Source organism: Tenacibaculum sp. M1.3A (assembly GCF_057732375.1).
The window spans coordinates 268779-295410 of the sequence record NZ_JBYJEF010000004.1 but is presented as its reverse complement, the minus strand read 5'-3'; the positions used below and the strand labels follow the sequence as shown (position 1 = coordinate 295410).

The following is a 26632-nucleotide window of genomic DNA, read 5'->3' as shown; positions in this document are numbered from 1 at the left end:
ATTGTTACCAATCCAAGATTGAATAAATTCTTTTTTAGTAAAAGTGATGAGCCCGTGTGCAGGATCAGAAATATAAACAGTATCCTTTTTTATTTTATAAAGAACTACATAATGATTTTTATTCCAATGAAGTATACATGGAAGAGGCGCTTCTTTAAGTTTATTAAAAGATAGTTTAATACCCAGCGATTTAAACCCCATAGACTCTACAGCATCACTTAAACCAAGTAAACTACTACCTTCACGAGTGGTTTCACTTAAGCTTCGTAATTGCTGTGTGTTAATAGTTTTACCATAGTGTTTGGCTATGATTTTTATACAGGTAGGACCACAATCTTTGGCTTCTGTTTGTTTGTAATTTGGAAATTTTTTCACTCTTGATATTTAATTAGAACAGTGAAGTTACCTCCACTGTTCGTTATGTTGAAATTTCTTTTGTTAAAAATCTTCACAAGAGATGTTGAAGTACCTACATAGACATTCTTTTCTAGGTATTTCAGTTACTTGGTTGTCACAAAAATCAGGGCGTCTAAGTTTTTCTAAACCACCGAAAATGTCTTTTTGCGCAGCTTTATTCAAAGCTTTTCCTAAATTTAAAATTGAATTTTTCATAATTTAAAATAATAATAATTTTTTTGAGGTGAACATTTAAAGACACTCACCGTATGTGTCTATTCTTCGCGAGAAAATATTATTCAAAATGCAAAGCACTGTTCTTAGGGCTTTGTTATTTAATAAGTTTATACCATTACTAATGGTTTAATGTTTTCTTCTAATTCTTCAATAAAGAAAATTAAGTCTGTTCTGTTGTATTCTTTTGGAAAAGATCTACCATTAATTAAAACATCTGGTGTAAAGTTTATAGCATTAGCTTTACACCATTTGTTTTCTTTTTCTAATTCATATAAATATTCTTCTTTTCCATTACAATTCCCCCATTTTTCAAACCAAATGTTTGGTTTTCCGACTTCGTATATTTCTGTCATAGCATTTAAACATTCTTCTTTTCCTTTTTCATTATATATTTCTAATAATTTAGCTGTTACTTTTACGGCTTCACTATTTTTATCTTTAGTATTTATATTAAAACGGATAATTACTTTTACATTTTGATGGTATCTATGTAGTATTTCTTCAATATGTTTATGAACAGGTTTGCAATGCCCACAAAAAGGATTGGTTACAAGTACGATCTCTAGGTTAGAATTAGGGTTACCAAAAATAATTTCTTTACTGTTTTCTACTTGCGTATTTAATTGTGGTGATTTTTGCAGTAAACTTTCAAATAAGGTGAAGTTTCTCTTAAATTTTACGTTTTCAATTTTTTCTTTTTTTAGCTGATAAATATCAGTAAATAAAGGTTTTATATAGTCCCAAGATAACCAAGTTACTAACGTTACTATACTAAAAACAATAACATCTGTAATTATAATATCAGTAAGATAAGTACTTGTAATTACGGGAGCTAAAGCTTGTAGCCATAAAACACCAACAATACTTAAACAAAGTAAACACCATTTTTTTACAACTGCATACTGATAGTATAAAGAGTATAAAGTAACAGGAATCGCGATTAAACTTATGGTGTATGAAATTGCAGGATTAGCAGTTTGAAAAAAAGTTAAGAGTGTTAACCCAGTAAAATATAAAATACTAAAATCACTTAGTTTATAACCTTTAAATATTTCAGCACCCTTTGAAGTTAAAACGGCATCACAGTCTTTTTTGTCATCTGTTCCTGAGCAAAAAGCATCTCCTATAACTGTTTTTAACCCTAATTCTTGCTTTACGATAGCGACACTAATTATAATACCAATGATAGATAGTGTTAAATATATAGGGACAGATAAAGAAATTGTATTTTTATAAATTACAAATGAGGCAAGTATAGCTAAAGCACTCAATGCAATAACTTTGGTGAAACTAGAACTTGTTTTTAGTAGCGTACTATCTTCAGATTGTTCTACAACAACAATGATACCTGTAAATTTTTGAAGAAAATTATTTTCTGAAATTTTCTCTTTTTTGTTTTCTGCGTTATATATACTATAGTTAATTTCCTTTCTCTCTACAATAACCAAATCTTTGCCTTGTATAGTATTAACCTGTGCTAAAAAACAATTAGGTAATTGTAAAAGTGTTTCTTTATTAACAGGAACATCGGCAGCTACATTCTCGATATTAAAATGATCAAGCACTCCTGTTATAGCATGTAAACTTGGGTACGAAGGATGACTCTGTATCTGAAAAGAAAGTTCTTTTTTATCAAAAGAAATTCGATTTCGCTTCAGTAATCTTTCTACTAAGTTATTTAATGAATTTTTCAATGTATAAAAATGTTAGTTTCTATACTGTTACAAAACTTAACTTATGTTACCCTCTTTTTTTGTTTTTTTAAATAAATAAATGTTATTACAATTAATAATGTAAGTAATAGTATGTAAAACAGGTAGTTATTATTGGTTAAGTTTATGCAATTTGCATCACCAATTAAGACAAAAGAAGACCAGTAGTAGGGTGATTGTTCTGATAATGAATGATTTTTTAAGTATTCTAGTTTCGCATTAGTTAAGGCTAATGATTTTGTTTGACCCTTTTTTAAGTTTTTATAAAAATCAGTCATTATAAAGGTTGTAGCCTTGTCATTTACGTTCCATAGAGAGGAAACTACTGATTTTGCTCCTGAATAGAAGAAACCTCTAGCCAAGCTTAATACACCTTCTCCTTTTTTTATTTCCCCTAAATTTGTTTCACATGCACTTAATACAACTAAATCTGCATTGTTCTTATAAGTATATAGTTCGTGTAGATTTAATTTTTCATCAAAAAATTGAATATTTGGATTTTTAGAGGCATTGGCATGAGTTGCTAAATGAATAATTTTAGAGTCAGACGTTTTATTTAAAAAGTTAGCTTTTGTAGCTAAGTTTTTATGATAAACCTCTCCTTTAATATGTTTATTAATAGAATTGATTTCTTTTTGTGAGTTTTCTAAAGGTAATTGTGTGCTGTTTTTAAATTTAATGGGAGCAAAAAGAGTTAAGTTTTTTGAAGTTTTTCTTTTGATATTATTATTATTAAACGTAGAGAAAGATACTGAATAAGCGTAACTGATATTGCATTTTTCAATTAGATAATTAAGCTCATTTTTATTGGTGCTAAATGCTTCAAAAGGAATGTTCTCTAAGTAAGTATCAGTAATTATGGTAAGGTTTTTGTTTTTAATGAGGTTTTTTATTTCTAATGAAGGGAATAAACCATTATAAAGAAAATAAGATACTTCTTTAAACCTTATAAGTTCTTTTTGTTTTGTTAATGGTTTTGAAATTAAATTTTTATACTCACTTAAAAGCTGTAATACCTCATTCGTGTTTTCAATTTTAAAAAGAAGCTTATTTTTATTAGAAACTAATAAGCCAAAGAGTATTTTTTTATTGTTTACTTCTGTGTTACTTAATGAATAGTATAAAATTATTTCGCTTTTTTTAAGATTTTTTTTAGTGCTTAAAAGGGTTGTAGTTTTTATGTTCTCGTTAAAATTTAAATTACTTTTTGGAAACTTATTTTTAGTTTGAGTTAAAAAATATTGGTATTTCTCCTTTAGATTAAATAAGGAATCTCTTTTACTGGTGAGTTCATTTTTTAAAAGCTCAGATGTTAATGAAAAAATTAATTTTTTATAGGTTATGTTTTTTTGTAAAATATCTTCAGGTAAACCTAAATTAGCTCTATTGTTATTAATATCTTGGGTTAACAAAAAAGCTTTGTTTTTTTCCATAAACTCAAACATAACTGAAGAGTCGTTTAATAAATAAGCAGTTTTAATTCCTAAACCAAATATTTTAGAAACTTCTTCTCTCCATAAAAAGCGAGTCTTATTTTCGGCATTATAACTCGCTAAAACAGTTGTTAGCTTACTTGTAAACCGAACTGTTTGTATGGCTTTGTTTAAAAATTGTTTATTATTAGTTGTATTGTAAAGTTGTATAAGTACTTCTGTTTTTGTCTTTAAGGCTTGTACTATAGATCTCTTGTCTTTGGTGTTAGTTAATTTTTCAATTGATAAAGAGTTTATTTCTGTAATATTTTTAACGTTAAAATTATATTTTAAGGAATTATTAATATTTGTTAAGGCTTTTCTAAAAAGCGTATTCTTTTTATAATATCTAGCAATATTTCTATAGGTTTCGTGGTAGTCATATTTTTTATTAACATCATATTTTAAACTCTGTTTTAAAAAAAAAATACAGCTATCTTTCTTTTTGTTTAAGTATAGTTCACCAATATTTAAATAGGAGTTACCTATGGTGATACTATCATTTTCTAATAATGCATTTTTTAAATTATAGTTATAGTAATATTTAGCTTTATCAAAATTATATTTGTGGTTAAGTGAATATAAGTTAGCAAAAGAATTATTTAAAGGGTAACGGATGTTTGTAGCAACTTTTAAATTAGGCGTGTTTTTAATGAGGCTATCTGCTTTTTTTAAATAAAAAAGACCCAATTCAGTGCCTTTTTTTGAGTCCATTTTATTACAAACATGAGAGAGTCTAATATATTGAATTATAATACCTGTTTTAGAACTATGCTTTTCCATGAGAGGTAATCCTTTTAAATAATAATCAATAGATTTATAAAAATCTCCTTTTCTATAATAACATTCACCTATTTTACAGTAGGATATTACAGTTTTTTTAGGTAAATATTTAGAAGTTGTAGCTCTTTTAAATTTTTTAATAGCATTATCATATTCCTTTTTTATATAATACATTTTTCCTAAATTAAATAGGGTATTAGTATGATCTTCATTAGTAATATTTAAGCTATCTAATATTTTAAGTTCAAGAGTTCCGTATTTAATACCCAAATCATAGTCCTTCTTTTTCTTGTAAAAAAAGAAGGAAAAATCATGAGTTATGCTAGCAAATAATGAATCTTTTTTTTGAATAGAGGTAAGAATACTATCTACCTTTTTTTCTTTAAGAGGAGCTAATTTGTCTGCTGCTATAATTTCTTCTAGCTGATATTGACCAATAGCTTTCTGATTTATTAAAAATAAAAAAATAAAAAAAAATAAGTGTTTAAAAGGCATACTTAAAGTCGCTAAGATCATTACAGTTATATCTGTCTGTAAGTATAATTATTTCACAGTTATTGGTTATTTGATTTATAACATTGTTGGTAAGAATAATTGTACCAGGTTTTCCTTCTATTTCGTCATCATCAGGTAATTTGCTGCTACCACCTGTTCGAGGGAACTCTATACGATGAGCAAGTGTTAAAATTTCTCCCTCAGGGTTACTTTCACATACCTCTCTGTTAATAATATATGTTCCTATTGCAGAAGCTACACATCTGCTACGGCTTGTTCTTTCAGCTTTGCTAGTGCTATATGGGTAGGTAATTAATATTTTATATGTACCAGAGACGGCAATGGTATTATTTAAAGAGATGTTATCTTTTTTATTAGGTGTGTTTTTTGTTTTTAGCACGAAGCCGCAGCAAAGAAGGCAGGTAAAAAAAATGACTACTAATTGATTAATCTTGTATTTTTTCATAATATAAAATATTTTGTATTCTTTTTAGTTCAGCAAAACTTAAAAAGTTACCCGCTCAAATATAAAAGTTTTATTTTAGCACATCAATAATTATTAAAGTTAATGGAAAATATTTTTTTGAAAGGACTTGTTGATGGAGATTCTAAAAAGATAGTTGTTGTTTACCAAGAGAATTTTACTTCTGTAAAAAAATTTGTACTTCAAAATAAAGGAGAAATTGCTGATGCTGAAGATATTTTTCAAAAAGCATTACTGCAAATTACAGTTAGGTATAAGAAAGAAAAATTTCAAATAAATACAAGTTTTAATGCCTACTTATTTACTGTTTGCAAAAATTTATGGCGTAGAGAGTTAAATAAATCAAAAAACAAGGTAACAAACAACGAAGTTATTGAACTAGTAAGTGAAGATAGCGATAACTCTTTAGCGTATTTAGAATTAAAAAGGCAAGAATTATTTGTAGAAAAGCTAGGTGAAATGTCAGATAATTGTAAGCAAATACTAACATTATTTTTTGCGAAAACACCTTATACTGAAATTGTAGAAACTACCAATTATAATTCAGAAACTGTAGTGAGACAAAGAGTTTTTAAATGTAAAAAAAAACTTACAGAATTAGTTAAAAGTGATAAAAGATATAATTCATTAAAAGAGTTATGAGTTTAGAAGAAGATATATTAATAGAAAATTATTTAAAAGAAGTGCTTTCGGAATTTGAAAAAAAAGATTTTTTAAAGCGAATGAGAAAGGATGTTAGTTTTAGAGAAAAAGTTCTTTTCGAAAAACATCTCTTCGAAACATTAAATGAAAAGGATTGGAGTTTTATAGAAAAGACTAATTCTGAGGAGTTAAAAACGCTAGGAAGTATTTTTAAAAGTGATGATGTAAAAAAAACAAAAGAAGCTATTGCAATGGCTTATGAAGAATATAAAAAGCCTAAAAAAAGGGTTTTGAAATTTTCATATGCAGTAGCAGCTAGTATAGCGATACTTATTGCTGTCTATAGTTTGTTTTACACAACAAGTTACTCAAATAATGAATTGTACGCGGCTTATATAAAATCAAATGAATTGCATTCTAATATCAGTAGGGGTGAAGCGAGTAGTATTATAGCTTTAGCTAAAGGTGAAACTTACTTTAATAATAAAGAATACAGTAAAGCCTTACCTGTTTTTGTAGGGGAATTAAATAAAAACAATGCTTTAGTATATTTGTATACTGCAATTTCTCAAATTGAGTTAAGTAAATATGATGAAGCAAAAATAACACTAGAAGGTTTAATTAATAGCGATTTAATTGATGCTGAAAAAGGGTATTGGTATAAAAGTTTATTATATGTAAAATCGAACCAATTAAAAGAGGCTAAGGAGCAATTAAAATTTATTATTAAGAATAAATATTTTAAATATAAAGAAGCCGAAGAACTATTAGGCAAGTTAGATATTTAGTCATAGCAAAAAAAAGACAAATGAACTTGGCACTTATTACATGTGTTTTAAAATAATAAAAACATGTAATAAGTATATATTAGAGCTCTTTCTTTAAAAACTTAGCGGTATAACTTGTTTTATGTTTTGCTACTTTTTCGGGAGAACCTGTTGCTAAAACATTTCCACCGTTTTTTCCACCCTCCATACCGATGTCAATAATGTAATCGGCAAGTTTAATTACATCCATATTATGTTCAATAATTAACACGGTATTTCCTTTGTTGGCTAATTCATTTAAAACATCCATTAAAACACGAATATCTTCAAAATGCAGACCGGTAGTAGGTTCATCTAAAATATAAAAAGTGTTTCCAGTATCTCTTTTCGATAGTTCTGACGCTAACTTAATACGTTGAGCTTCTCCACCTGATAGTGTGGTTGATTGTTGCCCTAAAGTAATATAACCTAAGCCAACATCTTTAATTGTTTTAAGCTTGCGATATATTTTAGGTACCAGTTCAAAGAAATTGGTAGCTTCATTAATAGTCATATCTAAAATGTCAGAAATCGATTTTCCTTTATAACGGATCTCTAAAGTTTCTCTGTTAAAACGTTTTCCTTGGCAGGTTTCACATTCTACTTGAACATCAGGTAAAAAATTCATTTCAATAACGCGAACTCCGCCTCCTTGACAAGTTTCACAACGTCCTCCTTTAACATTAAAACTAAAACGACCAGGTTTGTATCCACGAATGGCAGCTTCTGGAGTTTTAGCAAATAAACTACGAATTTCCCCGAAAGTACCTGTGTATGTTGCTGGGTTAGAACGTGGAGTTCTACCAATAGGAGATTGATCGATATCAATTACTTTATCGATATGTTCTAAGCCCTCAATCTTTTTATAAGGCATTGGTTTTTTTACGCCACGATAAATATGGGCATTTAAAATAGGATATAATGTTTCGTTTATCAAAGTAGATTTTCCGCTTCCTGAAACTCCGGTAACACAAATCATTTGCCCTAAAGGAAACTTTACAGATACATTTTTTAAGTTGTTCCCTGATGCTCCAGAAAGTTTAATGAAATTTCCGTTTCCTGCTCTTCTTTCTTTCGGAACAGCAATTTCTTTTCTTCCTGTTAAATAGTCGGCAGTTAAAGTATCATGCGATTTTAAATCTTCAAAAGTTCCTGCACTTACAATTTCACCTCCGTGAACTCCTGCACCAGGACCAATATCGAAAACAAAATCGGCTTGTTCAATCATGTCTTTGTCATGCTCTACAACTAAAACCGAATTACCAACATCACGTAATTTAATAAGTGAATTTATTAGTTTTTCATTGTCTCGCTGATGTAAACCAATACTTGGCTCATCTAAAATATATAAAACACCAACTAATTGCGAACCAATTTGTGTTGCTAATCGAATTCGTTGTGCTTCTCCACCAGAAAGTGATTTCGAAGTTCTATCTAAGGTTAAATAATCTAAACCGACATCTAATAAAAACTGAATTCTAGTTCGGATTTCTTTTAGTATTTCAGAGGCAATTATTAATTGTTTTTCTGAAAGACTACTTTCAATATCTTTAAACCAAGCAGCTAGCTCGGTAATATCCATTTGCGCTAAATCACTAATGTTTTTATCAACAACTTTAAAATGAAGCGCTTCTTTTTTTAGTCTTTTTCCTTCACAAACAGCACAGCTAACTTCATCCATAAAGTCTTTTGCCCAGCGTTTAATAGAAGTGCTTTCTGCATTTTTATATTGATTGTCGATAAAAGCGATAATCCCTTCAAAATCTATTTCGTAATTTCTAGTTACACCAAGATCTTTAGAATTGATTTCAAATTTATCATTACCACCGTGTAGAATAATATGCATCGCATCTTGCGGAATTTTATTTATCGGGTCGGTAAGTTTAAAATTATGTCTATCAGCAATTGTTTGTAATTGCTTAAAAATCCAACTACTTTTTTGTTCTCCTAAAGGAATAATTCCGCCTTTTTTAATGGAAATGGTATGATCTGGAATTACTTTTTTCTCGTTAATTTCATTGGTAATACCTAGGCCGTTACAATTAGAACAAGCACCTCTTGGCGAGTTAAATGAAAATGTATTTGGCTCAGGATTCGGGTATGCAATTCCGGTTGTAGGACACATTAACTCGCGACTAAAATAGCGTGGTTTTTCATCGTCAACATCAACCACCATTAAAATATTATTGCCAGTATATAAAGCTGTTTTTATAGTTTCTTCTAAACGTTTTTCTGATTTTTCGTTTACAATTAAACGATCGATAACCACTTCAATATCGTGAGTTTTATATCGATCAAGTTTCATTCCTTTTACAATTTCTTTTATTTCTCCGTCTACACGAACACGTACAAAACCTTGTTTAGAAATTTGTTCGAAAAGCTCGCGATAATGTCCTTTTCTGGCTCTAATTAAAGGCGCAAGAACTGCGATGCGTTTTTCGTTAAAATCTTTTAAAATTAGTTGCCTGATTTGTTCATCAGAATAACTCACCATTTTCTCGTTTGTGTTGTAAGAATATGCATCCGAGGCACGAGAAAAGAGTAAACGAAGAAAATCGTAAATCTCGGTAATAGTTCCTACGGTAGAACGCGGACTTTTATTAGTTGTCTTTTGTTCGATAGAAATTACGGGCGATAATCCATCAATTTTATCAACATCAGGTCTTTCTAATCCGCCTAAAAACTGACGAGCATACGCAGAGAAGGTTTCAATATATCTACGCTGTCCTTCAGCATATATAGTGTCGAAAGCTAATGATGATTTTCCACTTCCGCTTAAGCCAGTAATAACCACTAACTTTTCGCGAGGTATTTTTACATCAATGTTTTTTAAATTGTGAGCTCGTGCTCCATATACTTCTATATACTCTTGTTCTTTCAAAGTGAGATTTTTACGAAAAGCAAAGTTACAGAAACCAAATTTATTTTAAAGCCGATGTTATAAACAAATGATTGTAAATTGGTATCTTGCAATAAAAACAAGTTAATTATGAGTTTTATTCATTCTGCGCGACATTTTTTTGAGCGTCATGGTTTTGGTGTGTTCTCGAGATTGGCAGATAAACTTGGTATGAGGGCTAAAAGTGTTCGTATATATTTTATTTATGTTACTTTTTTTACCGTTGGTTTGTCATTTGGGTTTTATTTAACTTTAGCATTTGTATTAAAATTAAAAGATTTTATTTATACAAAAAGATCATCTGTTTTCGATTTATGATAAATACCGTATTTAAATCAAGATTATACAAAGCAATCTTATTTTCAGTATTAATTTTATCAATAGGGGTAGGAGGATATTTAATATTATTCAATTATTCTTTTATTGATGCTTTATACATGACTATTATTACCATAACTACTATTGGTTTTGGAGAAGTTCATCCCTTTGGTACAGGAGAAAAAATATTTACAATATGTTTAATATTATCTAGTTTATTTATTTTCGGTTATGCAGTATCCTCATTTTCTGAATATTTAATAAGTGGCCAGTTTTTTCGTCAATTAAAAATAAAAAGAGTGCAAAAAAAAATAGAAAAGTTAAAAGGGCATACTATTGTTTGCGGCTATGGTAGAAACGGAAAACAAGCAATAGCTAAATTAAATAGCTATAAAAAAGACGTTGTTGTTATAGAAATGCATGAAGATATTATTAAGCAATTAGACGAAAAAGGAATCTTAAATATAGAAGGTGATGCAACAACCGATGAAGCATTGCTTAAAGCAGGTATTTTAAATGCCGCTAATTTAATCACCGTTTTACCTTCAGATGCTGATAATTTATTTGTGGTGTTAACGGCAAACCAATTAAATAAAGACTCAAAAATAATTAGTAGGGCATCTAAAGAAACTTCTTATAGTAAGCTTAAAATAGCAGGAGCAGATAATGTAATTATGCCTGATAAATTAGGGGGTGCGCATATGGCATCTTTAGTGGTTACACCAGATGTTATAGAGTTTGTAGATAGATTAACGATAGAAGGCGATACTACGGCGAATTTAGAAGAAATAGCGATTGATAACTTACCTAAAGAGTATTTAAATAGCACTATTTTAGATTTAGATTTGCGTAAAAAAACCGGATGTACTGTAATTGGCTATCGAACTACGGATAAAGAGTATATTATAAATCCGGATGCTTCGGTAAAGTTAACAGCAGGTGCAAACCTAATTGTTTTAGGTCGTCCAGAGCAAATAATTAAATTAAGAGAGTTGTTTTAATGAAAAATATAGTTGTTACCGGAAGTAATGGTTTACTTGGGCAAAGCTTAGTAAACCTTTTATTAAAGGATAAAGAAAAATATACTGTAGTTGGATTTTCTAGAGGAGAAAACAGAAGTGGAAGAAGTGATTTTAAATATATTTCTATTGATCTTACTGATAAGAAAACACTTCTTAAAAAGCTAACAGTATGCAAACCTGATGTTATTGTTAACACAGCAGCAATGACAAATGTTGATGCTTGTGAAGATGATAAAAAAGCATGCGATCTATTAAATATAGGTGTTGTAGAATCGTTAAAAGAATATTCAGAAGTAAATAACACACATTTGATACATATATCTACCGATTTTATATTTGATGGTGAAAGTGGTCCTTATAAAGAAACCGATACTCCAAACCTGCGAAACTATTACGGAGTATCTAAATTGAAATCAGAAAATATTTTAACAACCTCTAAAATAGATTATGCTATTCTTCGCACTATTTTGGTATACGGCAAAGTGTTTGATATGACACGAAGTAATATTGTATTGTGGGTAAAGAAGAGTTTAGAGGATAAAAAAGAAATTACAATTGTTAAAGATCAGTTTCGAATGCCTACCTATGTTGAAGATTTAGCGCAAGCGTGTAAAATAGTAATAGATAAAAAGGCTACAGGGATTTTTAATATTTCATCAAATACGTTATTAAGTATTTATGAGATTGCACAGCAAATAGCAGGTGTTTTTAAATTAGATAAAAGCTTGATTAAACCAATATCAACAAATGATTTAAATCAAAAGGCAATTAGGCCATTTAAAACAGGATTTGATTTGTCTAAAACAAAAAAGGAATTAAATTTTCAACCAAAATCATTTAAAGAAGATTTGCGAAAATTTAAAGAAAAGATAATGTAAAGCCACATTTAACGCATAAAAATTGTCGGAAGTGCATTTTTTTTAGGATATTGCGCATTACAAAATATAAAAACTAACATATTTATTATGAAGAAAAGACTTCTTACGTTGTTGTTATTAATAACACCGTTGTTAACATTTGCACAAAGCAGTACTACAGATAAAATTGATACAATTTTTAAAGATTATACAGGTTGGTTTGTAAAAGCTATATTCTATGAAATTCCTTTCTCAGAAACTTTTCAAATACCTTGGGTGCTTATCGTGTTAATAGGAGGAGCTTTATATTTTACTTTTTATTTTAAGTTTATTAATTTTACTGGTTTTATAACAGCAATTCAGGTTGTTAGAGGTAAGTACGAAGATATTGAAAAGCACGGAGTAGATAAATTATACGGAGATCAAACTCCAGGAGGAGATGTTTTTGAAACAATTAAAGACGAAGGAGCAGATGGAGAGGTTTCTCACTTCCAAGCATTAACTGCTGCCTTATCTGCAACAGTAGGTTTAGGTAATATTGCAGGAGTTGCAGTAGCATTATCAATAGGTGGCCCTGGAGCAACTTTCTGGATGATCGTAGCTGGTTTATTAGGTATGGCTTCTAAATTTGCAGAATGTACTTTAGGTGTAAAATATAGAGATGTTGGTGAAGATGGTACTGTTTATGGAGGTCCAATGTATTATTTATCAAAAGGATTAAAAGAAAAAGGAGCAGGAGGATTAGGTAAAGTATTAGCGGTTTTATTTGCAATATTTGTTATTGGAGGTTCTTTTGGTGGTGGAAACATGTTTCAAGCGAATCAAGCAGCTGCACAGTTTACCAAATTATTTGAATTAACAGGGCCAAATGCAGGAATGTACTTTGGATTAGTAATGGCTGCATTAGTAGCTGTAGTTATTATTGGAGGAATAAAAAGAATTGCCTCTGTAACAGAAAAAGTAGTGCCTTTTATGGCAGGAATATACGTGTTAGCAGCTTTAATTATTTTATTTGCTAATTTTTCATTGATAGATGATGCTTTTATGTTGATATATGAAGGAGCTTTTTCTGGATTAGGAATTGCGGGTGGTTTAATTGGAGTAATGATTCAAGGTATTAGAAGAGGTGCTTTTTCAAATGAAGCAGGTGTAGGTTCTGCAGCAATTGCGCATTCAGCAGTTCGTACAAAATATCCGGCGAGTGAAGGTATTGTTGCTTTATTAGAGCCATTTGTAGATACAGTGGTTATTTGTACAATGACAGCTTTGGTAATTATTATTACAAATTTCGACGGGCAGTTTATGCAGTATGGTGTTGAGATTAAAGAAGGAGTTGAATTAACGGCAATAGCGTTTGATTCTGTAATACCTCACTTCTCAATAGTATTAACAATTGCAGTTATTTTATTTGCATTTTCTACAATGATCTCCTGGTCTTATTACGGTATGCAAGGATGGAAATTTTTATTCGGTAAAGGAAAAATTACTGATTTAGTTTATAAAGTATTATTCTTAATGTTTGTAGTTGTAGGAGCTTCTATTAGTTTAGGTGCAGTAATTGACTTCTCTGATGCAATGATTTTTGCAATGGTTGTACCAAACATTATAGGTGTAATTATGTTATCTCCGGTTATTAAAAAAGAGTTAATAAAATACACCAATGCTATTAATAAGAAAGAAGAAGCAATTGAAGATGGCGCTGTAGATGTTAACGATCATATGTAAAATTCTTTAAGATGAAAATATTTAAATCCCATTTCTGGTATAACAAACGCCAAAGAAATGGGATTTTCTTTTTGATGTTTATTATACTTATTCTTCAGTTTGTTTATTTCTTTTCAGATTTTTCTTCGGATGCAATAACTGATACAAGTTCAAAAGAGTTACTAACTTTTCAGCAACAAATAGATAGTTTAAAGAGTGTTGAGCTAGCAAAAAGAAAACCTAAAATTAATCCTTTTAATCCTAATTATATTACCGATTTTAAAGGAGAGCAATTAGGAATGTCTCTTCAAGAAATTGATAGATTACATGCTTACCGAGCGCAACGTAAATTCGTAAACTCAGCTCAAGAGTTTCAGAAAATAACAAAAGTGTCAGACAGTTTATTAAATAAGATTTCACCTTATTTTAAATTCCCAGATTGGGTTATAAAACGTAATAAGTTAGCAGCAAATAATAAATCAAAAGTTAATTCAGTGTATAAAGAGACACCGAATAAAAGAGCTTCAGTGACAACTGATGATGTAAATAAAGCCACTCAGCAAGATTTTGAAACTATTAATGGTGTTGGTGAAGTGATTTCAGAAAGAATCATAAAATATCGAAAAAAACTACAAGGTTTTTCTTTTACATCACAATTATATGAAGTTTGGGGAGTTGATAAACAAACTGTGGCTAGAGTTATAGAAAGGTTTAAGATTTATCAAAAACCACAAATTCAAAAAATAAATATAAATACGGCTACTTTTAAGGAGGTTTTAAAAAATCCATATATCGATTACGATCTCTGTAAAAAGATTTTTGAATATAGAGATGAGGTAGCTGAGCTTCAAAATATAGTAGAAATAAAAAACATTGACGGTTTCCCTATTGAGAAATATGACAGAATAGTTTTATATTTGAAAGCAGAATAAACAAACAACAAACAGAATATATAATTATGAATAGTATGTACTTTACTGAAGAACATGACTTTTTTCGACAGAGTTTTAAGGACTTTTTGCAAAAAGAAGTTGTTCCTCATATAAATAAGTGGGAAAAAGACGGAACCGTTGAGCGTTTCATCTGGAAGAAATTTGGAGAAATGGGTTATTTCGGATTAAATCAACCAGAAGAACACGGTGGTTTAGGTTTAGATCTTTTTTATACCGTGATTTTTTTAGAAGAATTACAAAAAGTAAATTCAGGTGGTTTTGCAGCAAATATGTGGGCACACGCTTACTTAGCAATGACACACTTAAATAAAGAAGGAGACGACAGAATCAAAAAGGAATATTTAACTCCGAGTATTAACGGAGATATGATAGGATGTTTATGTATTTCTGAACCTTTTGGTGGTAGTGATGTTGCTGGTATGAGAACTACTGCAATTAAAAAAGGAGATACCTATGTAATTAACGGGTCTAAGACTTTTATTACAAACGGTATTTATTCTGATTACTTAGTAGTTGCAGCAAAGACAAATCCGGAGGATAAACATAAAGGAATGAGTATTCTTTTAGTAGATAGAAATACCCCAGGTATATCATCAACAAAGCTAGATAAACTAGGATGGAGAGCTTCAGATACAGCAGAAATTGCATTTGATAATGTAGTAATTCCTGCAGAGAATTTAATGGGTGAAGAAGGAAAGGGCTTTCCGTATATAATGCAACACTTTGCTTTAGAGCGCTTAATAATGGCCATCAATGCACATGCAAGAGCAGAGTATGCGGTAGATTATGTGATAACATATATGAGTGAAAGAGAAGCTTTTGGTAAAACATTAGATAAGTTTCAGGCATTGCGTCATAAAGTAGCAGAAATGGCATCTAAAGTTGATATGTGTAGAGAATATAACTATTCGATTACAAAGAGGCTAAACGAAGGTATTTATGTGGTAAAAGAAGCAAGTATGAGTAAAATGTTGTCTACCAAAATGGCAGATGAGGTTATATATGATGCATTGCAATTACTAGGAGGTTATGGTTATATGGAAGAGTATCCGTTAGCGCGTTTATTACGTGATAGCCGTTTAGGGCCAATTGGTGGAGGAACTTCGGAAATCTTGAAAGAAATTATCGCAAAAATGATAATCGACAAAAAAGAATATAAGCCAGCAACCTAATTTTTAAATTACTATATAAAAGATATTTTGGGCATTCCCTTTCAGGTCGCGCTTTACACTATATCTTTTTTATTAAAAAACAAAAAAGGATGCCGTTTCAATCGCTAATGCGGTAATAAACTTTAAAATAAGTAAAAAATTAATTGTTAATTAAAAAAGACTCAGTACATTTGCAGTCCTAAAAATAAAAATTTAGAGACTACAATGAAGGGAGGTGCTAACACATGTTAATTATTCCAATTAAAGAAGGAGAGAATATCGATAGAGCGTTAAAACGTTATAAGCGAAAGTTCAGAGACGTAAAAATCTTAAGACAATTACGCGACAAAAAACAGTTTAACAAACCATCTGTCGTTAAACGTGCTCAAATGAAAAAAGCGTCTTACGTTCAAGGATTAAGAACGAAAGAAGAAGTAAGCTAGAAATAGTTTATAAAGAGTAATATAAAACCTGTGTTGATTTATCAATACAGGTTTTTTTTGTATATTTATTTCAGTAAAAAACAAAACGAATGCTTGTAGCAGCTTTTTTAAAATATTTAGAGCACGAAAAAAACTACTCTATAAATACCATAAATGCTTATCGAACGGATATTATAGCATTTAAAGATTTTTGTGTGGCCGAATTTGAGCAAGAAGAGTTAACGAGAATTCATTACAATCAAATTAGAACATGGATAGTTAGCCTTGTTGATAAGCAAATTTCGAATAGAAGTATAAATAGAAAGGTGAGCTCTTTAAAAACATTTTACACCTTTCTTCAGAAAGTAAAAGAAATTAAGGTTAATCCGTTAGCAAAACACAAAGCGTTAAAAGTTCAGAAAAAAATACAATCCCCTTTTGATAAAAAAGAAATACAAAAAGTATTGGCTATTTTAAATGAAGAAGTAGGTTTTGAATCAGTAAGAAATAGGTTAATTGTAGAGTTGTTGTATTCAACAGGTATGCGAAGAATAGAGCTTATTAATATCAAAGAAAAAGATATCGATTTAAACAAACAATTAATTAAAGTTTTAGGAAAAAGAAATAAAGAGAGGTTTGTAGTCTTGTTACCATCTGTGTTAGTTACTTTAAATCAGTATTTAGCGTTAAAAAAAGATAAAGAATTAAAAGAAATAGAGGAGCTTTTGATAACCCAAAAAGGGGTTAAAATTTATGAAACTCTTGTGTACCGAATAATTAATTTGTACTTTAGTAAAGTGTCTACAAAAGCAAAAAAAAGCCCACATATATTAAGGCACGCTTTCGCAACACATTTACTTAATAATGGTGCGTCGTTAAATTCGGTTAAAGAATTACTAGGGCATTCAAGTTTAGCCGCTACCCAAGTGTATACGCATAATAGCTTGGAGCAGATAAAAAAAGTGTTTAACAAGGCTCACCCTAGAGAGTCAAAATAAAGATTTAAAAAATTATGAAAGTATTCACGCAGTCAGTAAACTTTACAGCAGATAAAAGTTTGATAGATTACATTGAAAAGAAGATAGAAGGTTTAGAGAAGTTTCATGATAAGATAGTTGATGTAGAAGTTTTTTTAAAAGTTCAGAAAACAAGTGAGAAAGAAAATAAAATTACAGAAATAAAAATAAATATTCCAGGAAACGAATTGATGGTTAAAAAACAGAACAAAACCTTTGAAGAGGGTGTAAATATTGCTATTGACTCATTAAAAAGAAGCTTAAAAAAATCAAAAGAAAAGCATAGAGATTCATTAGTATCATAAAAAGATAAAAAATAATCTAAAAAAGCTTTAGAATATAAAAATTACTTTATACATTTGCAATCCGTTAGAAATAGCGGATTGTTTTTTTATGACAATAAAAGCCGATGTAGCTCAGCTGGCTAGAGCAGCTGATTTGTAATCAGCAGGTCGGAGGTTCGAGTCCTCTCATCGGCTCAAAATAAAGAAAGTTCTTTAACATAGTTTTAAATTACCAAAGGGGAGATACCAAAGCGGCCAACTGGGACGGACTGTAACTCCGTTGTCTTACGACTTCGCAGGTTCGAATCCTGCTCTCCCCACTTTTTTAAAACCGATTAGTCAATATGTCAAGCTTCAACTTTTGATTATTGATGAAAGGTTTTAAAAATACGCGAAAGTAGCTCAGTTGGTAGAGCGTCAGCCTTCCAAGCTGAATGTCGCCAGTTCGAACCTGGTCTTTCGCTCTATAATAATTATCCAGGCCGGTGTAGCTCAGTTGGTAGAGCGCATCCTTGGTAGGGATGAGGTCACCGGTTCAAATCCGGTCATTGGCTCTTTTTTAGAGTTTTTTTAAAAAAGAATTTAAAGTAACACTAAATATATTTAACTAAGAATTAAAATTAATAATCATGGCAAAAGAAACTTACGATCGTTCGAAGCCCCACTTAAACGTTGGTACAATTGGTCACGTAGATCACGGTAAAACTACATTAACTGCTGCTATCACTAAAGTATTAGCTGATGCAGGATTCTCTGAAGCTAGAGATTTTGATCAAATCGATAACGCACCAGAAGAAAAAGAAAGAGGTATTACAATTAACTCTTCTCACGTTGAATATGCAACAGAAAACCGTCACTACGCGCACGTAGACTGTCCAGGTCACGCCGATTACGTAAAGAACATGGTAACTGGTGCTGCTCAAATGGATGGAGCTATATTAGTAGTAGCTGCAACAGATGGTCCAATGCCACAAACTCGTGAGCATATCTTATTAGGTCGTCAAGTAGGTATTCCACGTATGGTTGTTTTCTTGAACAAGGTGGATATGGTTGATGATGAAGAGTTACTTGAGTTAGTTGAAATGGAAGTAAGAGAATTATTATCTTTCTATGAGTATGATGGAGATAATGGTCCTGTTGTTGCTGGTTCTGCTTTAGGAGCTTTAAATGGTGAAGAAAAATGGGTTAATACTGTTTTAGAATTAATGGCAGCTGTAGATTCTTGGATCGAAGAGCCTTTAAGAGAAACTGAAAAGCCTTTCTTAATGCCTATTGAAGATGTATTCTCAATTACAGGTCGTGGTACTGTTGCTACTGGTCGTATTGAAACTGGTATCATCAACTCTGGAGATCCTGTTGAAATTATCGGTATGGGTACTGAGAAGTTAACTTCTACAGTAACTGGTATTGAAATGTTCCGTCAAATCTTAGATAGAGGTGAAGCAGGAGATAACGCTGGTATCTTATTAAGAGGTATTGCAAAAGAAGATATTAAAAGAGGAATGGTTATTGTTAAGCCAGGTTCTGTAACTCCACACGCTAAGTTTAAGGCTGAGGTGTATGTATTGAAAAAAGAAGAAGGTGGACGTCACACTCCATTCCATAATAACTACCGTCCACAGTTTTACGTTCGTACAACGGATGTAACTGGAAACATTATGCTTCCTGATGGTGTTGAAATGGTTATGCCTGGAGATAACTTAACTATTACAGTTGATTTAATCCAACCAATTGCATTAAACTTAGGTTTACAGTTTGCTATCCGTGAAGGTGGTAGAACAGTAGGTGCAGGTCAGGTAACTGAAATTTTAGACTAATTAATTTACATTATAAAAAGGAGTCTCTTAAATGAGAGACTCCTTTTAAAATACGGGCGTAGTTCAGCGGTAGAGCACTGGTCTCCAAAACCAGGTGTCGGGAGTTCGAATCTCTCCGTCCGTGCATAATCAAAACGAGTTGCGATTAATATCGTAACTCGTTAAAAGGATAAGAAAATGAATAACTTTATACAATATATTAAAGGTTCTTTTGAAGAACTAAATACAAATATGACTTGGGCATCTCGTGAAGAGGCACAAAAGTCTACTGTAGTTGTTGCGGCATTTACAATTGTTTTTGCTTTAGTAGTAGCAGGAGTAGATAAAGTTTTTCAAACAGGGTTAGATAACTTCTTTAAAATGTTTTAATGATGGCTGATTCAGTAATGAAATGGTACGTAGTTAGAGCTGTAGGAGGACAGGAAAATAAGGTTAAAGCCTATATTGAAACTGAAATCGCTCGTTTCGGATTGTCAGATTATGTAAACCAAGTAATTGTACCAACCGAAAAAGTTATACAAGTAAGAAACGGAAAGAAAGTTAACAGAGAAAGAGTTTACTTTCCTGGTTATATAATGGTAGAAGCTAATTTAGCAGGTGAAGTTCCTCACGTAATAAAGTCTGTAACAAATGTTATTGGTTTTTTAGGTGAAACTAAAGGAGGAGAACCGGTACCGATGCGTAAATCAGAAGTAAACAGAATGTTAGGAAAAGTTGATGAACTTTCTGTAAGAGATGAAAATATTGCAATTCCTTTTAATGTAGGAGAAACAGTAAAAGTAATCGATGGTCCTTTTAATGGTTTCGACGGAGCAGTTGAAAATATTAATGAGGAGAAGCGCAAGTTAGAAGTAATGGTTAAGATTTTCGGAAGAAAAACTCCATTAGAATTAAACTATACGCAAGTAGAAAAAATATAATCGTTACACCTATATTTAGATGTGTTTGAAGCTTCCATTTTAAACATATCATTAAATCTTAAACAATGGCAAAAGAAATAAGTAAGTTAGTTAAACTACAAGTAAGGGGAGGTGCTGCGAATCCGTCGCCACCAGTTGGACCCGCTTTAGGTGCTGCCGGTGTTAATATCATGGAGTTCTGTAAGCAATTTAATGCACGTACACAGGACAAACAAGGTAAAGTTTTACCTGTCGTGATTACTGTTTATAAAGACAAATCTTTCGAGTTTGTTGTAAAAACACCACCAGCTGCAGTACAATTATTAGAAGCGGCCAAAATTAAGAAAGGTTCAGGAGAACCAAATAGGAAAAAAGTAGCAAGTGTTTCTTGGGATCAAATTCGAGGAATTGCAGAAGACAAAATGGTTGATATGAATGCCTTTAAAGTCGAATCTGCAATGAAGATGATAGCCGGAACTGCTCGTTCTATGGGATTAACAGTAACAGGTGATGCACCTGCTTAAACTTTAAAAGAAATTTAGAAATGGCAATTACTAGAAAGCAAAAAGAAGCTCGTTCTAAGGTAGATAGCTCTAAAGTTTACAGCTTAAAAGATGCATCAGCTTTAGTTAAAGAAATTACAACTGTAAAGTTTGACGCTTCAGTTGATTTAGCAGTACGTTTAGGGGTAGATCCTCGTAAAGCAAATCAAATGGTACGTGGAGTTGTAACATTACCTCATGGAACAGGTAAAGATGTTAAAGTATTAGCATTAGTTACTCCAGATAAAGAAGCAGAAGCTACAGCAGCTGGTGCAGATTATGTTGGATTAGATGAATACCTTCAGAAGATTAAAGGAGGTTGGACTGATGTTGATGTTATTATTACTATGCCTAGTGTTATGGGTAAATTAGGTCCTTTAGGTCGTGTTTTAGGACCAAGAGGTTTAATGCCTAACCCAAAAACAGGTACAGTAACTATGGATGTTGCAAAAGCAGTGCAAGAAGTTAAAGCTGGTAAAATTGACTTTAAAGTTGATAAAACTGGTATTGTACATGCTGCAATCGGAAAAGTATCATTTGATGCTCAGAAGATTCAGGAAAATGCAAAAGAGTTAATACAAACGTTAATTAAATTAAAGCCAACAGCGGCTAAAGGAGATTATATAAAGAGTATTTTTATCTCTTCAACTATGAGTCCTAGTGTTGCTGTAGATGAAAAATCTGTGTCTTTATAGGCCGTTAAACTTTTAATTATGACAAGAGAAGACAAATTACAAGTAATAGAAGATTTAACAGCAAGATTAGCAGATACAAGTACCATCTATTTAGCAGATATTTCTGGTTTAGATGCAGTTACTACATCTAACTTACGTAGAGCTTGTTTTAAAGCTAATGTAGAATTGGCTGTTGTTAAAAACACGTTGCTTTCAAAAGCAATGGAAGCTTCTGATAAAGACTTTGGAGATTTACCAAATGCTTTAAAAGGAAATACTTCAATGATGATTTCTGAAGTTGCAAATGCACCTGCAAAAGTTATCAAAGAGTTCAGAAAAAAATCAGACAAGCCTTTATTAAAAGGAGCTTTTGTTGAAGAGTCAGTTTATGTTGGAGATGACCAATTAGACGCACTTGTTAACATTAAGTCTAAAGAAGAACTTATTGGAGATATTATCTCATTATTACAATCACCTGCAAAGAATGTTGTTTCAGCATTACAATCAGGAGGTAATAAACTATCTGGTATTTTAAAGACATTATCAGATAAATAATTTAGCGCACTAATAAACTAATAATAAAATTTCAAAAAACAATTAAAATGGCAGATTTAAAAGATTTCGCAGAGCAATTAGTTAACTTAACAGTAAAAGAAGTTAATGAATTAGCAAATATTTTAAAAGATGAATACGGTATTGAGCCAGCAGCAGCAGCAGTAGCAGTAGCAGGTCCAGCAGCAGGAGGTGATGCAGCAGATGAGCAAACTGAATTTGACGTAATCTTAAAAGCAGCAGGTGGTTCTAAATTAGCTGTAGTAAAGTTAGTTAAAGAATTAACTGGATTAGGTTTAAAAGAAGCTAAAGCAATCGTTGATAGTGCACCAGCACCAGTAAAAGAAGGAGTATCTAAAGATGAGGCTGAAGGTCTTGTAAAGTCATTAGAAGAAGCAGGAGCAGAAGCTGAGATGAAGTAATTCACACTCCCAGTTTAACTGGGTAGAACAATTAAGGTTTAGGTACTAAAAACACATGTTTTTAGTCCTAAACCATTTTGTGTATATATTCGTTCTATATTTATTACAGCATTAAAGCGGTAATAGTTCGATTATAAAGAGCTGATTTTAAGTCAGCAAAGCAATTAAAATTGCATTATTGAAACGAATAAGTTTCAAAAAATAATATTTTTAATTTAAAAATAGCATCTCTTTTGGCAACGATAAACACTACTGAAAGAATTAACTTCGCATCATCGCAATTAGGTACCGAATATCCAGATTTTCTGGATATACAGGTAAAGTCATTCCAAGACTTCTTCCAATTGCAAACTAAAGCAGATGAGCGTGGTGAAGAAGGTTTGTACAAAACCTTCATGGATAACTTTCCGATTACAGATACACGTAATCAATTTGTATTAGAATTTTTAGACTACTTTGTAGATCCACCAAGATATAGCATTCAAGAATGTATTGAAAGAGGATTAACACATAGTGTACCTTTAAAAGCAAGACTAAAGCTTTACTGTACAGATCCTGAACACGAAGATTTCGAAACAATTGTTCAAGATGTGTATTTAGGTACAATTCCTTACATGACTAATTCTGGTACCTTTATTATTAATGGTGCAGAAAGAGTTGTGGTTTCTCAGTTACACCGTTCACCTGGTGTTTTCTTTGGGCAATCTTTCCACGCAAACGGAACCAAGTTATACTCTGCAAGAGTTATTCCTTTTAAAGGATCTTGGATAGAATTTGCAACTGATATCAATCAAGTAATGTATGCTTATATTGATAGAAAGAAAAAATTACCAGTAACTACGTTATTCAGAGCCATCGGTTTTGAAAGAGATAAAGATATATTAGAGATTTTTGATTTAGCTGAAGAAGTAAAAGTTTCTAAAGCAGGGTTAAAGAAAGTGTTAGGGCGTAAACTAGCAGCTAGAGTTTTAAAAACTTGGCATGAAGATTTCGTAGATGAGGATACAGGAGAAGTTGTATCTATTGAGCGTAACGAAATAGTTTTTGACCGTGATACAATCATAGAAAAAGAACATATTGATGAAATAATCGATGCAGGTGCTAAAACTATCTTATTGCATAAGATAGATAATGACATGGCAGATTATGCAATCATTCACAATACATTACAAAAAGATCCTACCAATTCTGAAAAAGAAGCAGTAGAGCATGTTTATAGACAACTGCGTAATGCTGAGCCGCCAGATGAGGAAACAGCAAGAGGAATTATTGAAAAATTATTCTTCTCTGAGCAGCGTTATAGTTTAGGTGAAGTTGGTCGTTTTAGAATGAACACCAAGTTACAGTTAAACGAACCGATTGATCAGAAGGTATTAACAAAGAATGATATTATTACGATTATCAAATACTTAATTGAGTTAATTAACTCAAAAGCAGAAGTAGATGATATCGATCACTTATCTAACCGTCGTGTAAGAACTGTTGGTGAACAATTAGCAGGTCAGTTTGGTGTAGGTTTAGCTCGTATGGCTCGTACTATTCGTGAAAGAATGAATGTACGTGATAACGAAGTTTTTACTCCGATTGATTTAATTAATGCGAAGACCTTGTCTTCAGTAATTAATTCGTTTTTTGGTACCAATCAGTTATCTCAATTTATGGATCAAACCAATCCATTAGCAGAGATTACGCACAAACGTCGTTTATCTGCATTAGGACCTGGAGGTTTATCTAGAGAAAGAGCAGGTTTTGAGGTTCGTGATGTTCATTATACACATTACGGTCGTTTATGTCCGATTGAAACGCCAGAAGGGCCGAACATTGGATTAATTTCATCTTTAGCCGTATTTGCAAAGGTTAACAGTTTAGGTTTTATTGAAGCTCCTTATAAAAAGGTAATTGAAGGAAACGTAGATTTAGATCAAGAGCATATATATTTAAGTGCTGAAGAAGAAGAGGGAATGAAATTTGCACAATCTAATTTAGAGATTAATGCAGATGGAAATTTCGTTGGAGATAAATTAATTTCACGTGAAGGGGGAGATTTTCCTGTAGTTAAACCTACTGAAATTGATTATATGGATGTTGCTCCTAACCAGATAGCATCTATTTCAGCGTCGTTAATCCCTTTCTTAGAACATGATGATGCCAACCGTGCATTAATGGGATCGAACATGATGCGTCAAGCAGTTCCATTATTACGTCCAGAATCACCAATTGTAGGTACAGGGTTAGAACGCAGAGTTGCAAAAGATTCTCGTATCTTAATCAATGCTGAAGGCGCTGGAGTTGTTGAGTATGTTGATGCTAATAAGATAAAAATTAAGTATGATAGAACTGATGAAGAGCGTTTAGTAAGTTTTGAATCTGATGATATTTCATACAACCTAATTAAGTTTAGAAAAACCAACCAAGGAACAAATATTAACCTTAAACCAATTGTAAAAGTTGGTGATAGAGTTGAAGAAGGTCAAGTACTTTGTGAAGGTTATGCAACACAAAAAGGAGAATTAGCTTTAGGTAGAAACATGAAAGTAGCCTTTATGCCTTGGAAAGGGTATAACTTTGAGGATGCTATTGTAATTTCTGAAAAAGTTGTTCGTGAAGATATTTTTACTTCTATACATATCGATGAATATTCTTTAGATGTCCGTGATACAAAATTAGGAGCAGAAGAATTAACAAACGATATTCCTAACGTTTCTGAAGAGGCTACAAAAGACTTAGATGAAAACGGGATGATTCGTATTGGAGCAGAAGTAAATCCTGGTGATATACTAATTGGTAAAATCACACCAAAAGGAGAATCTGATCCAACTCCTGAAGAAAAATTATTAAGAGCTATCTTTGGTGATAAAGCAGGTGATGTAAAAGATGCATCATTAAAAGCTTCGCCATCATTAAGAGGGGTAGTAATTAATAAGAAATTATTCAAGCGTGCTGTAAAAGATAAAACAAAACGTGCTCGTGATAAAGAGGCAATTGCAACTTTAGAAGCATCTTACATACATAAGTTTGAAGATTTAAAAGATGTATTAATTGAAAAATTATTCAACTTAATTACAGGAAAAACTTCTCAAGGTGTATTTAATGATTTAGGAGAAGAGGTTTTACCAAAAGGTAAAAAATTCACTCAAAAAATGTTAAATTCAGTAGGTGATTTTACACACTTACACGGTGTTTGGACTACTGATAAAGATTTAAATAGATTAGTTGTTGAATTAGTTCACAATTATAAAATTAAAGTTAACGATTTACAAGGTGCTTTACGTCGTGAGAAATTTACTATTTCTGTAGGAGATGAATTACCAGCTGGAATCTTAAAACTTGCAAAAATTTATGTTGCTAAAAAACGTAAATTAAAAGTAGGAGATAAGATGGCAGGACGTCACGGAAATAAAGGTATTGTTGCACGTATTGTAAGAGCAGAAGATATGCCTTTCTTAGAAGACGGAACACCTGTAGATATCGTATTAAATCCATTAGGGGTACCATCTCGTATGAATATTGGTCAGATTTATGAAACTGTTCTTGGATGGGCAGGTCAAAAATTAGATCAGAAATATGCAACACCAATTTTTGATGGAGCAAACATAAACGAGATTAATGCCTTAACAGATGAAGCAGGAATACCTCGTTACGGACATACATATTTATATGATGGAGGTACAGGAAAACGTTTCGATCAACCAGCAACGGTAGGTATAATTTATATGATTAAGTTAGGTCACATGATTGAAGATAAGATGCACGCGCGTTCTATCGGACCTTATTCATTAATTACACAACAACCATTAGGAGGTAAAGCTCAGTTTGGTGGACAGCGTTTTGGAGAGATGGAAGTTTGGGCACTTGAAGCATATGGTGCATCAAGTATCTTACGTGAGATCTTAACAGTGAAATCTGATGATGTATTAGGTAGAGCCAAAACTTACGAGGCAATCGTAAAAGGTGAAACTATGCCAGAACCAGGTTTACCAGAATCTTTTAATGTATTAATGCACGAACTGAAAGGTTTAGGATTAGACGTTAAATTAGAGGAATAACAAACAGTGAAATATTAGTAGGCAATT

General features: G+C 31.6%; 25 protein-coding genes and 5 tRNA genes. 24 read left to right on the top strand and 6 right to left on the bottom strand.

Annotation, left to right across the window (positions count from 1 at the left end):
• The 5 genes from AC28QF_RS08830 to AC28QF_RS08810 form a co-directional block, all read right to left on the bottom strand.
• Positions 1 to 375: cysteine peptidase family C39 domain-containing protein (locus AC28QF_RS08830; RefSeq protein ID WP_488201244.1), on the bottom strand; the 375-nt coding region annotated here is incomplete at its 3' end.
• A 63-nt stretch (positions 376 to 438) separates the two neighbouring features.
• Positions 439 to 612, bottom strand: a complete 174-nt coding sequence (locus tag AC28QF_RS08825) for a hypothetical protein (protein WP_488201245.1) — start codon at positions 610 to 612, stop codon at positions 439 to 441.
• Positions 613 to 740: 128 nt separating this feature from the next.
• Positions 741 to 2327 carry a vitamin K epoxide reductase family protein gene (locus AC28QF_RS08820; RefSeq protein ID WP_488201246.1) on the bottom strand — a complete coding sequence of 529 codons (1587 nt, stop codon included), beginning with the start codon at positions 2325 to 2327 and terminating at the stop codon, positions 741 to 743.
• 41 nt (positions 2328 to 2368) lie between these two features.
• A complete protein-coding gene (locus AC28QF_RS08815; RefSeq protein WP_488201247.1) occupies positions 2369 to 5095 on the bottom strand; it encodes a CHAT domain-containing protein in 2727 nt (908 codons plus the stop codon).
• Complete coding sequence (locus AC28QF_RS08810) at positions 5085 to 5561, bottom strand: hypothetical protein (protein WP_488201248.1); 477 nt, start codon at positions 5559 to 5561, stop codon at positions 5085 to 5087. The genes AC28QF_RS08815 and AC28QF_RS08810 overlap by 11 nt, the downstream gene beginning before the upstream one ends.
• Before the next feature lie 102 nt (positions 5562 to 5663).
• Between AC28QF_RS08810 and AC28QF_RS08805 the strand changes: the two genes are divergently transcribed.
• Together AC28QF_RS08805 and AC28QF_RS08800 are read left to right on the top strand one after the other, a co-directional pair.
• Positions 5664 to 6221 (top strand): RNA polymerase sigma factor, encoded by a 558-nt coding sequence (locus tag AC28QF_RS08805; RefSeq protein WP_488201249.1) that lies wholly within the window; start codon positions 5664 to 5666, stop codon positions 6219 to 6221.
• Positions 6218 to 7009: a tetratricopeptide repeat protein gene (locus AC28QF_RS08800; RefSeq protein WP_488201250.1), complete on the top strand. Its 792-nt coding sequence runs from the start codon at positions 6218 to 6220 to the stop codon at positions 7007 to 7009. Before AC28QF_RS08805 ends, AC28QF_RS08800 begins: the two co-directional genes overlap by 4 nt.
• A 79-nt stretch (positions 7010 to 7088) precedes the next feature.
• On the opposite strand, the gene uvrA is transcribed toward AC28QF_RS08800, so the two are convergent.
• Complete coding sequence (gene uvrA / locus AC28QF_RS08795; protein ID WP_488201251.1) at positions 7089 to 9908, bottom strand: excinuclease ABC subunit UvrA; 2820 nt, start codon at positions 9906 to 9908, stop codon at positions 7089 to 7091.
• A 108-nt stretch (positions 9909 to 10016) separates the two neighbouring features.
• Here uvrA and AC28QF_RS08790 point away from each other — a divergent pair, with 108 nt between their 5' ends.
• From AC28QF_RS08790 to rpoB, 22 genes are all read left to right on the top strand, one after another.
• The gene (locus AC28QF_RS08790; protein ID WP_488201252.1) at positions 10017 to 10244 is read left to right on the top strand and encodes a PspC domain-containing protein; all 228 of its coding nucleotides are present in this window, start codon (positions 10017 to 10019) and stop codon (positions 10242 to 10244) included.
• Positions 10241 to 11245 carry a potassium channel family protein gene (locus AC28QF_RS08785; RefSeq protein ID WP_488201253.1) on the top strand — a complete coding sequence of 335 codons (1005 nt, stop codon included), beginning with the start codon at positions 10241 to 10243 and terminating at the stop codon, positions 11243 to 11245. Before AC28QF_RS08790 ends, AC28QF_RS08785 begins: the two co-directional genes overlap by 4 nt.
• Positions 11245 to 12144, top strand: coding sequence for an SDR family oxidoreductase (locus tag AC28QF_RS08780; protein ID WP_488201254.1), 900 nt, complete (start codon positions 11245 to 11247; stop codon positions 12142 to 12144). Before AC28QF_RS08785 ends, AC28QF_RS08780 begins: the two co-directional genes overlap by 1 nt.
• 87 nt (positions 12145 to 12231) lie before the next feature.
• Positions 12232 to 13848, top strand: a complete 1617-nt coding sequence (locus tag AC28QF_RS08775; protein ID WP_488201255.1) for an alanine/glycine:cation symporter family protein — start codon at positions 12232 to 12234, stop codon at positions 13846 to 13848.
• Positions 13849 to 13859: 11 nt separating this feature from the next.
• The gene (locus AC28QF_RS08770) at positions 13860 to 14759 is read left to right on the top strand and encodes a ComEA family DNA-binding protein (protein ID WP_488201256.1); all 900 of its coding nucleotides are present in this window, start codon (positions 13860 to 13862) and stop codon (positions 14757 to 14759) included.
• Between the two features lie 26 nt (positions 14760 to 14785).
• Positions 14786 to 15952 (top strand): acyl-CoA dehydrogenase family protein, encoded by a 1167-nt coding sequence (locus tag AC28QF_RS08765; protein WP_488201257.1) that lies wholly within the window; start codon positions 14786 to 14788, stop codon positions 15950 to 15952.
• A gap of 224 nt (positions 15953 to 16176) precedes the next feature.
• The gene (rpsU, locus tag AC28QF_RS08760; protein WP_028888499.1) at positions 16177 to 16374 is read left to right on the top strand and encodes a 30S ribosomal protein S21; all 198 of its coding nucleotides are present in this window, start codon (positions 16177 to 16179) and stop codon (positions 16372 to 16374) included.
• Positions 16375 to 16463: 89 nt separating this feature from the next.
• The gene (locus tag AC28QF_RS08755) at positions 16464 to 17351 is read left to right on the top strand and encodes a tyrosine-type recombinase/integrase (RefSeq protein ID WP_488201258.1); all 888 of its coding nucleotides are present in this window, start codon (positions 16464 to 16466) and stop codon (positions 17349 to 17351) included.
• Between the two features lie 14 nt (positions 17352 to 17365).
• Positions 17366 to 17674 carry a ribosome hibernation-promoting factor, HPF/YfiA family gene (hpf, locus tag AC28QF_RS08750; protein WP_488201259.1) on the top strand — a complete coding sequence of 103 codons (309 nt, stop codon included), beginning with the start codon at positions 17366 to 17368 and terminating at the stop codon, positions 17672 to 17674.
• Between the two features lie 100 nt (positions 17675 to 17774).
• Positions 17775 to 17848, top strand: a tRNA-Thr gene (locus tag AC28QF_RS08745).
• A 42-nt stretch (positions 17849 to 17890) separates the two neighbouring features.
• A tRNA-Tyr gene (locus AC28QF_RS08740) sits at positions 17891 to 17973 on the top strand.
• A 71-nt stretch (positions 17974 to 18044) separates the two neighbouring features.
• Positions 18045 to 18117 (top strand) — tRNA-Gly (locus tag AC28QF_RS08735).
• 17 nt (positions 18118 to 18134) lie between these two features.
• Positions 18135 to 18207: transfer RNA gene (locus AC28QF_RS08730), tRNA-Thr, on the top strand.
• Between the two features lie 75 nt (positions 18208 to 18282).
• On the top strand, positions 18283 to 19470 hold the full coding sequence (gene tuf / locus AC28QF_RS08725; protein WP_488201260.1) for an elongation factor Tu: 1188 nt from the start codon (positions 18283 to 18285) through the stop codon (positions 19468 to 19470).
• 52 nt (positions 19471 to 19522) lie between these two features.
• A tRNA-Trp gene (locus tag AC28QF_RS08720) sits at positions 19523 to 19594 on the top strand.
• A gap of 53 nt (positions 19595 to 19647) precedes the next feature.
• Positions 19648 to 19839, top strand: coding sequence for a preprotein translocase subunit SecE (gene secE / locus AC28QF_RS08715; RefSeq protein WP_218773120.1), 192 nt, complete (start codon positions 19648 to 19650; stop codon positions 19837 to 19839).
• A 2-nt stretch (positions 19840 to 19841) separates the two neighbouring features.
• Positions 19842 to 20390: a transcription termination/antitermination protein NusG gene (gene nusG, locus AC28QF_RS08710; protein WP_488201487.1), complete on the top strand. Its 549-nt coding sequence runs from the start codon at positions 19842 to 19844 to the stop codon at positions 20388 to 20390.
• 65 nt (positions 20391 to 20455) lie between these two features.
• On the top strand, positions 20456 to 20893 hold the full coding sequence (rplK, locus tag AC28QF_RS08705; protein WP_488201261.1) for a 50S ribosomal protein L11: 438 nt from the start codon (positions 20456 to 20458) through the stop codon (positions 20891 to 20893).
• Between the two features lie 20 nt (positions 20894 to 20913).
• A complete protein-coding gene (gene rplA, locus AC28QF_RS08700) occupies positions 20914 to 21606 on the top strand; it encodes a 50S ribosomal protein L1 (RefSeq protein WP_488201262.1) in 693 nt (230 codons plus the stop codon).
• 18 nt (positions 21607 to 21624) lie between these two features.
• Positions 21625 to 22140: a 50S ribosomal protein L10 gene (gene rplJ, locus AC28QF_RS08695; protein WP_275687474.1), complete on the top strand. Its 516-nt coding sequence runs from the start codon at positions 21625 to 21627 to the stop codon at positions 22138 to 22140.
• A gap of 47 nt (positions 22141 to 22187) precedes the next feature.
• Positions 22188 to 22559, top strand: a complete 372-nt coding sequence (gene rplL, locus AC28QF_RS08690) for a 50S ribosomal protein L7/L12 (protein ID WP_488201263.1) — start codon at positions 22188 to 22190, stop codon at positions 22557 to 22559.
• A gap of 233 nt (positions 22560 to 22792) precedes the next feature.
• Positions 22793 to 26605, top strand: a complete 3813-nt coding sequence (rpoB, locus tag AC28QF_RS08685; RefSeq protein ID WP_488201264.1) for a DNA-directed RNA polymerase subunit beta — start codon at positions 22793 to 22795, stop codon at positions 26603 to 26605.
• Positions 26606 to 26632: the final 27 nt, after the last annotated feature.

Coding starts and splice junctions, on each gene's coding strand:
- AC28QF_RS08825 (WP_488201245.1), bottom strand. CDS start 612: ATGAAAAATTCAATTTTAAATTTAGGAAAAGCTTTGAATAAAGCTGCG.
- AC28QF_RS08815 (WP_488201247.1), bottom strand. CDS start 5,095: ATGCCTTTTAAACACTTATTTTTTTTTATTTTTTTATTTTTAATAAAT.
- AC28QF_RS08810 (WP_488201248.1), bottom strand. CDS start 5,561: ATGAAAAAATACAAGATTAATCAATTAGTAGTCATTTTTTTTACCTGC.
- AC28QF_RS08805 (WP_488201249.1), top strand. CDS start 5,664: ATGGAAAATATTTTTTTGAAAGGACTTGTTGATGGAGATTCTAAAAAG.
- AC28QF_RS08800 (WP_488201250.1), top strand. CDS start 6,218: ATGAGTTTAGAAGAAGATATATTAATAGAAAATTATTTAAAAGAAGTG.
- AC28QF_RS08790 (WP_488201252.1), top strand. CDS start 10,017: ATGAGTTTTATTCATTCTGCGCGACATTTTTTTGAGCGTCATGGTTTT.
- AC28QF_RS08785 (WP_488201253.1), top strand. CDS start 10,241: ATGATAAATACCGTATTTAAATCAAGATTATACAAAGCAATCTTATTT.
- AC28QF_RS08780 (WP_488201254.1), top strand. CDS start 11,245: ATGAAAAATATAGTTGTTACCGGAAGTAATGGTTTACTTGGGCAAAGC.
- AC28QF_RS08775 (WP_488201255.1), top strand. CDS start 12,232: ATGAAGAAAAGACTTCTTACGTTGTTGTTATTAATAACACCGTTGTTA.
- AC28QF_RS08770 (WP_488201256.1), top strand. CDS start 13,860: ATGAAAATATTTAAATCCCATTTCTGGTATAACAAACGCCAAAGAAAT.
- AC28QF_RS08765 (WP_488201257.1), top strand. CDS start 14,786: ATGAATAGTATGTACTTTACTGAAGAACATGACTTTTTTCGACAGAGT.
- rpsU (WP_028888499.1), top strand. CDS start 16,177: ATGTTAATTATTCCAATTAAAGAAGGAGAGAATATCGATAGAGCGTTA.
- AC28QF_RS08755 (WP_488201258.1), top strand. CDS start 16,464: ATGCTTGTAGCAGCTTTTTTAAAATATTTAGAGCACGAAAAAAACTAC.
- hpf (WP_488201259.1), top strand. CDS start 17,366: ATGAAAGTATTCACGCAGTCAGTAAACTTTACAGCAGATAAAAGTTTG.
- tuf (WP_488201260.1), top strand. CDS start 18,283: ATGGCAAAAGAAACTTACGATCGTTCGAAGCCCCACTTAAACGTTGGT.
- secE (WP_218773120.1), top strand. CDS start 19,648: ATGAATAACTTTATACAATATATTAAAGGTTCTTTTGAAGAACTAAAT.
- nusG (WP_488201487.1), top strand. CDS start 19,842: ATGGCTGATTCAGTAATGAAATGGTACGTAGTTAGAGCTGTAGGAGGA.
- rplK (WP_488201261.1), top strand. CDS start 20,456: ATGGCAAAAGAAATAAGTAAGTTAGTTAAACTACAAGTAAGGGGAGGT.
- rplA (WP_488201262.1), top strand. CDS start 20,914: ATGGCAATTACTAGAAAGCAAAAAGAAGCTCGTTCTAAGGTAGATAGC.
- rplJ (WP_275687474.1), top strand. CDS start 21,625: ATGACAAGAGAAGACAAATTACAAGTAATAGAAGATTTAACAGCAAGA.
- rplL (WP_488201263.1), top strand. CDS start 22,188: ATGGCAGATTTAAAAGATTTCGCAGAGCAATTAGTTAACTTAACAGTA.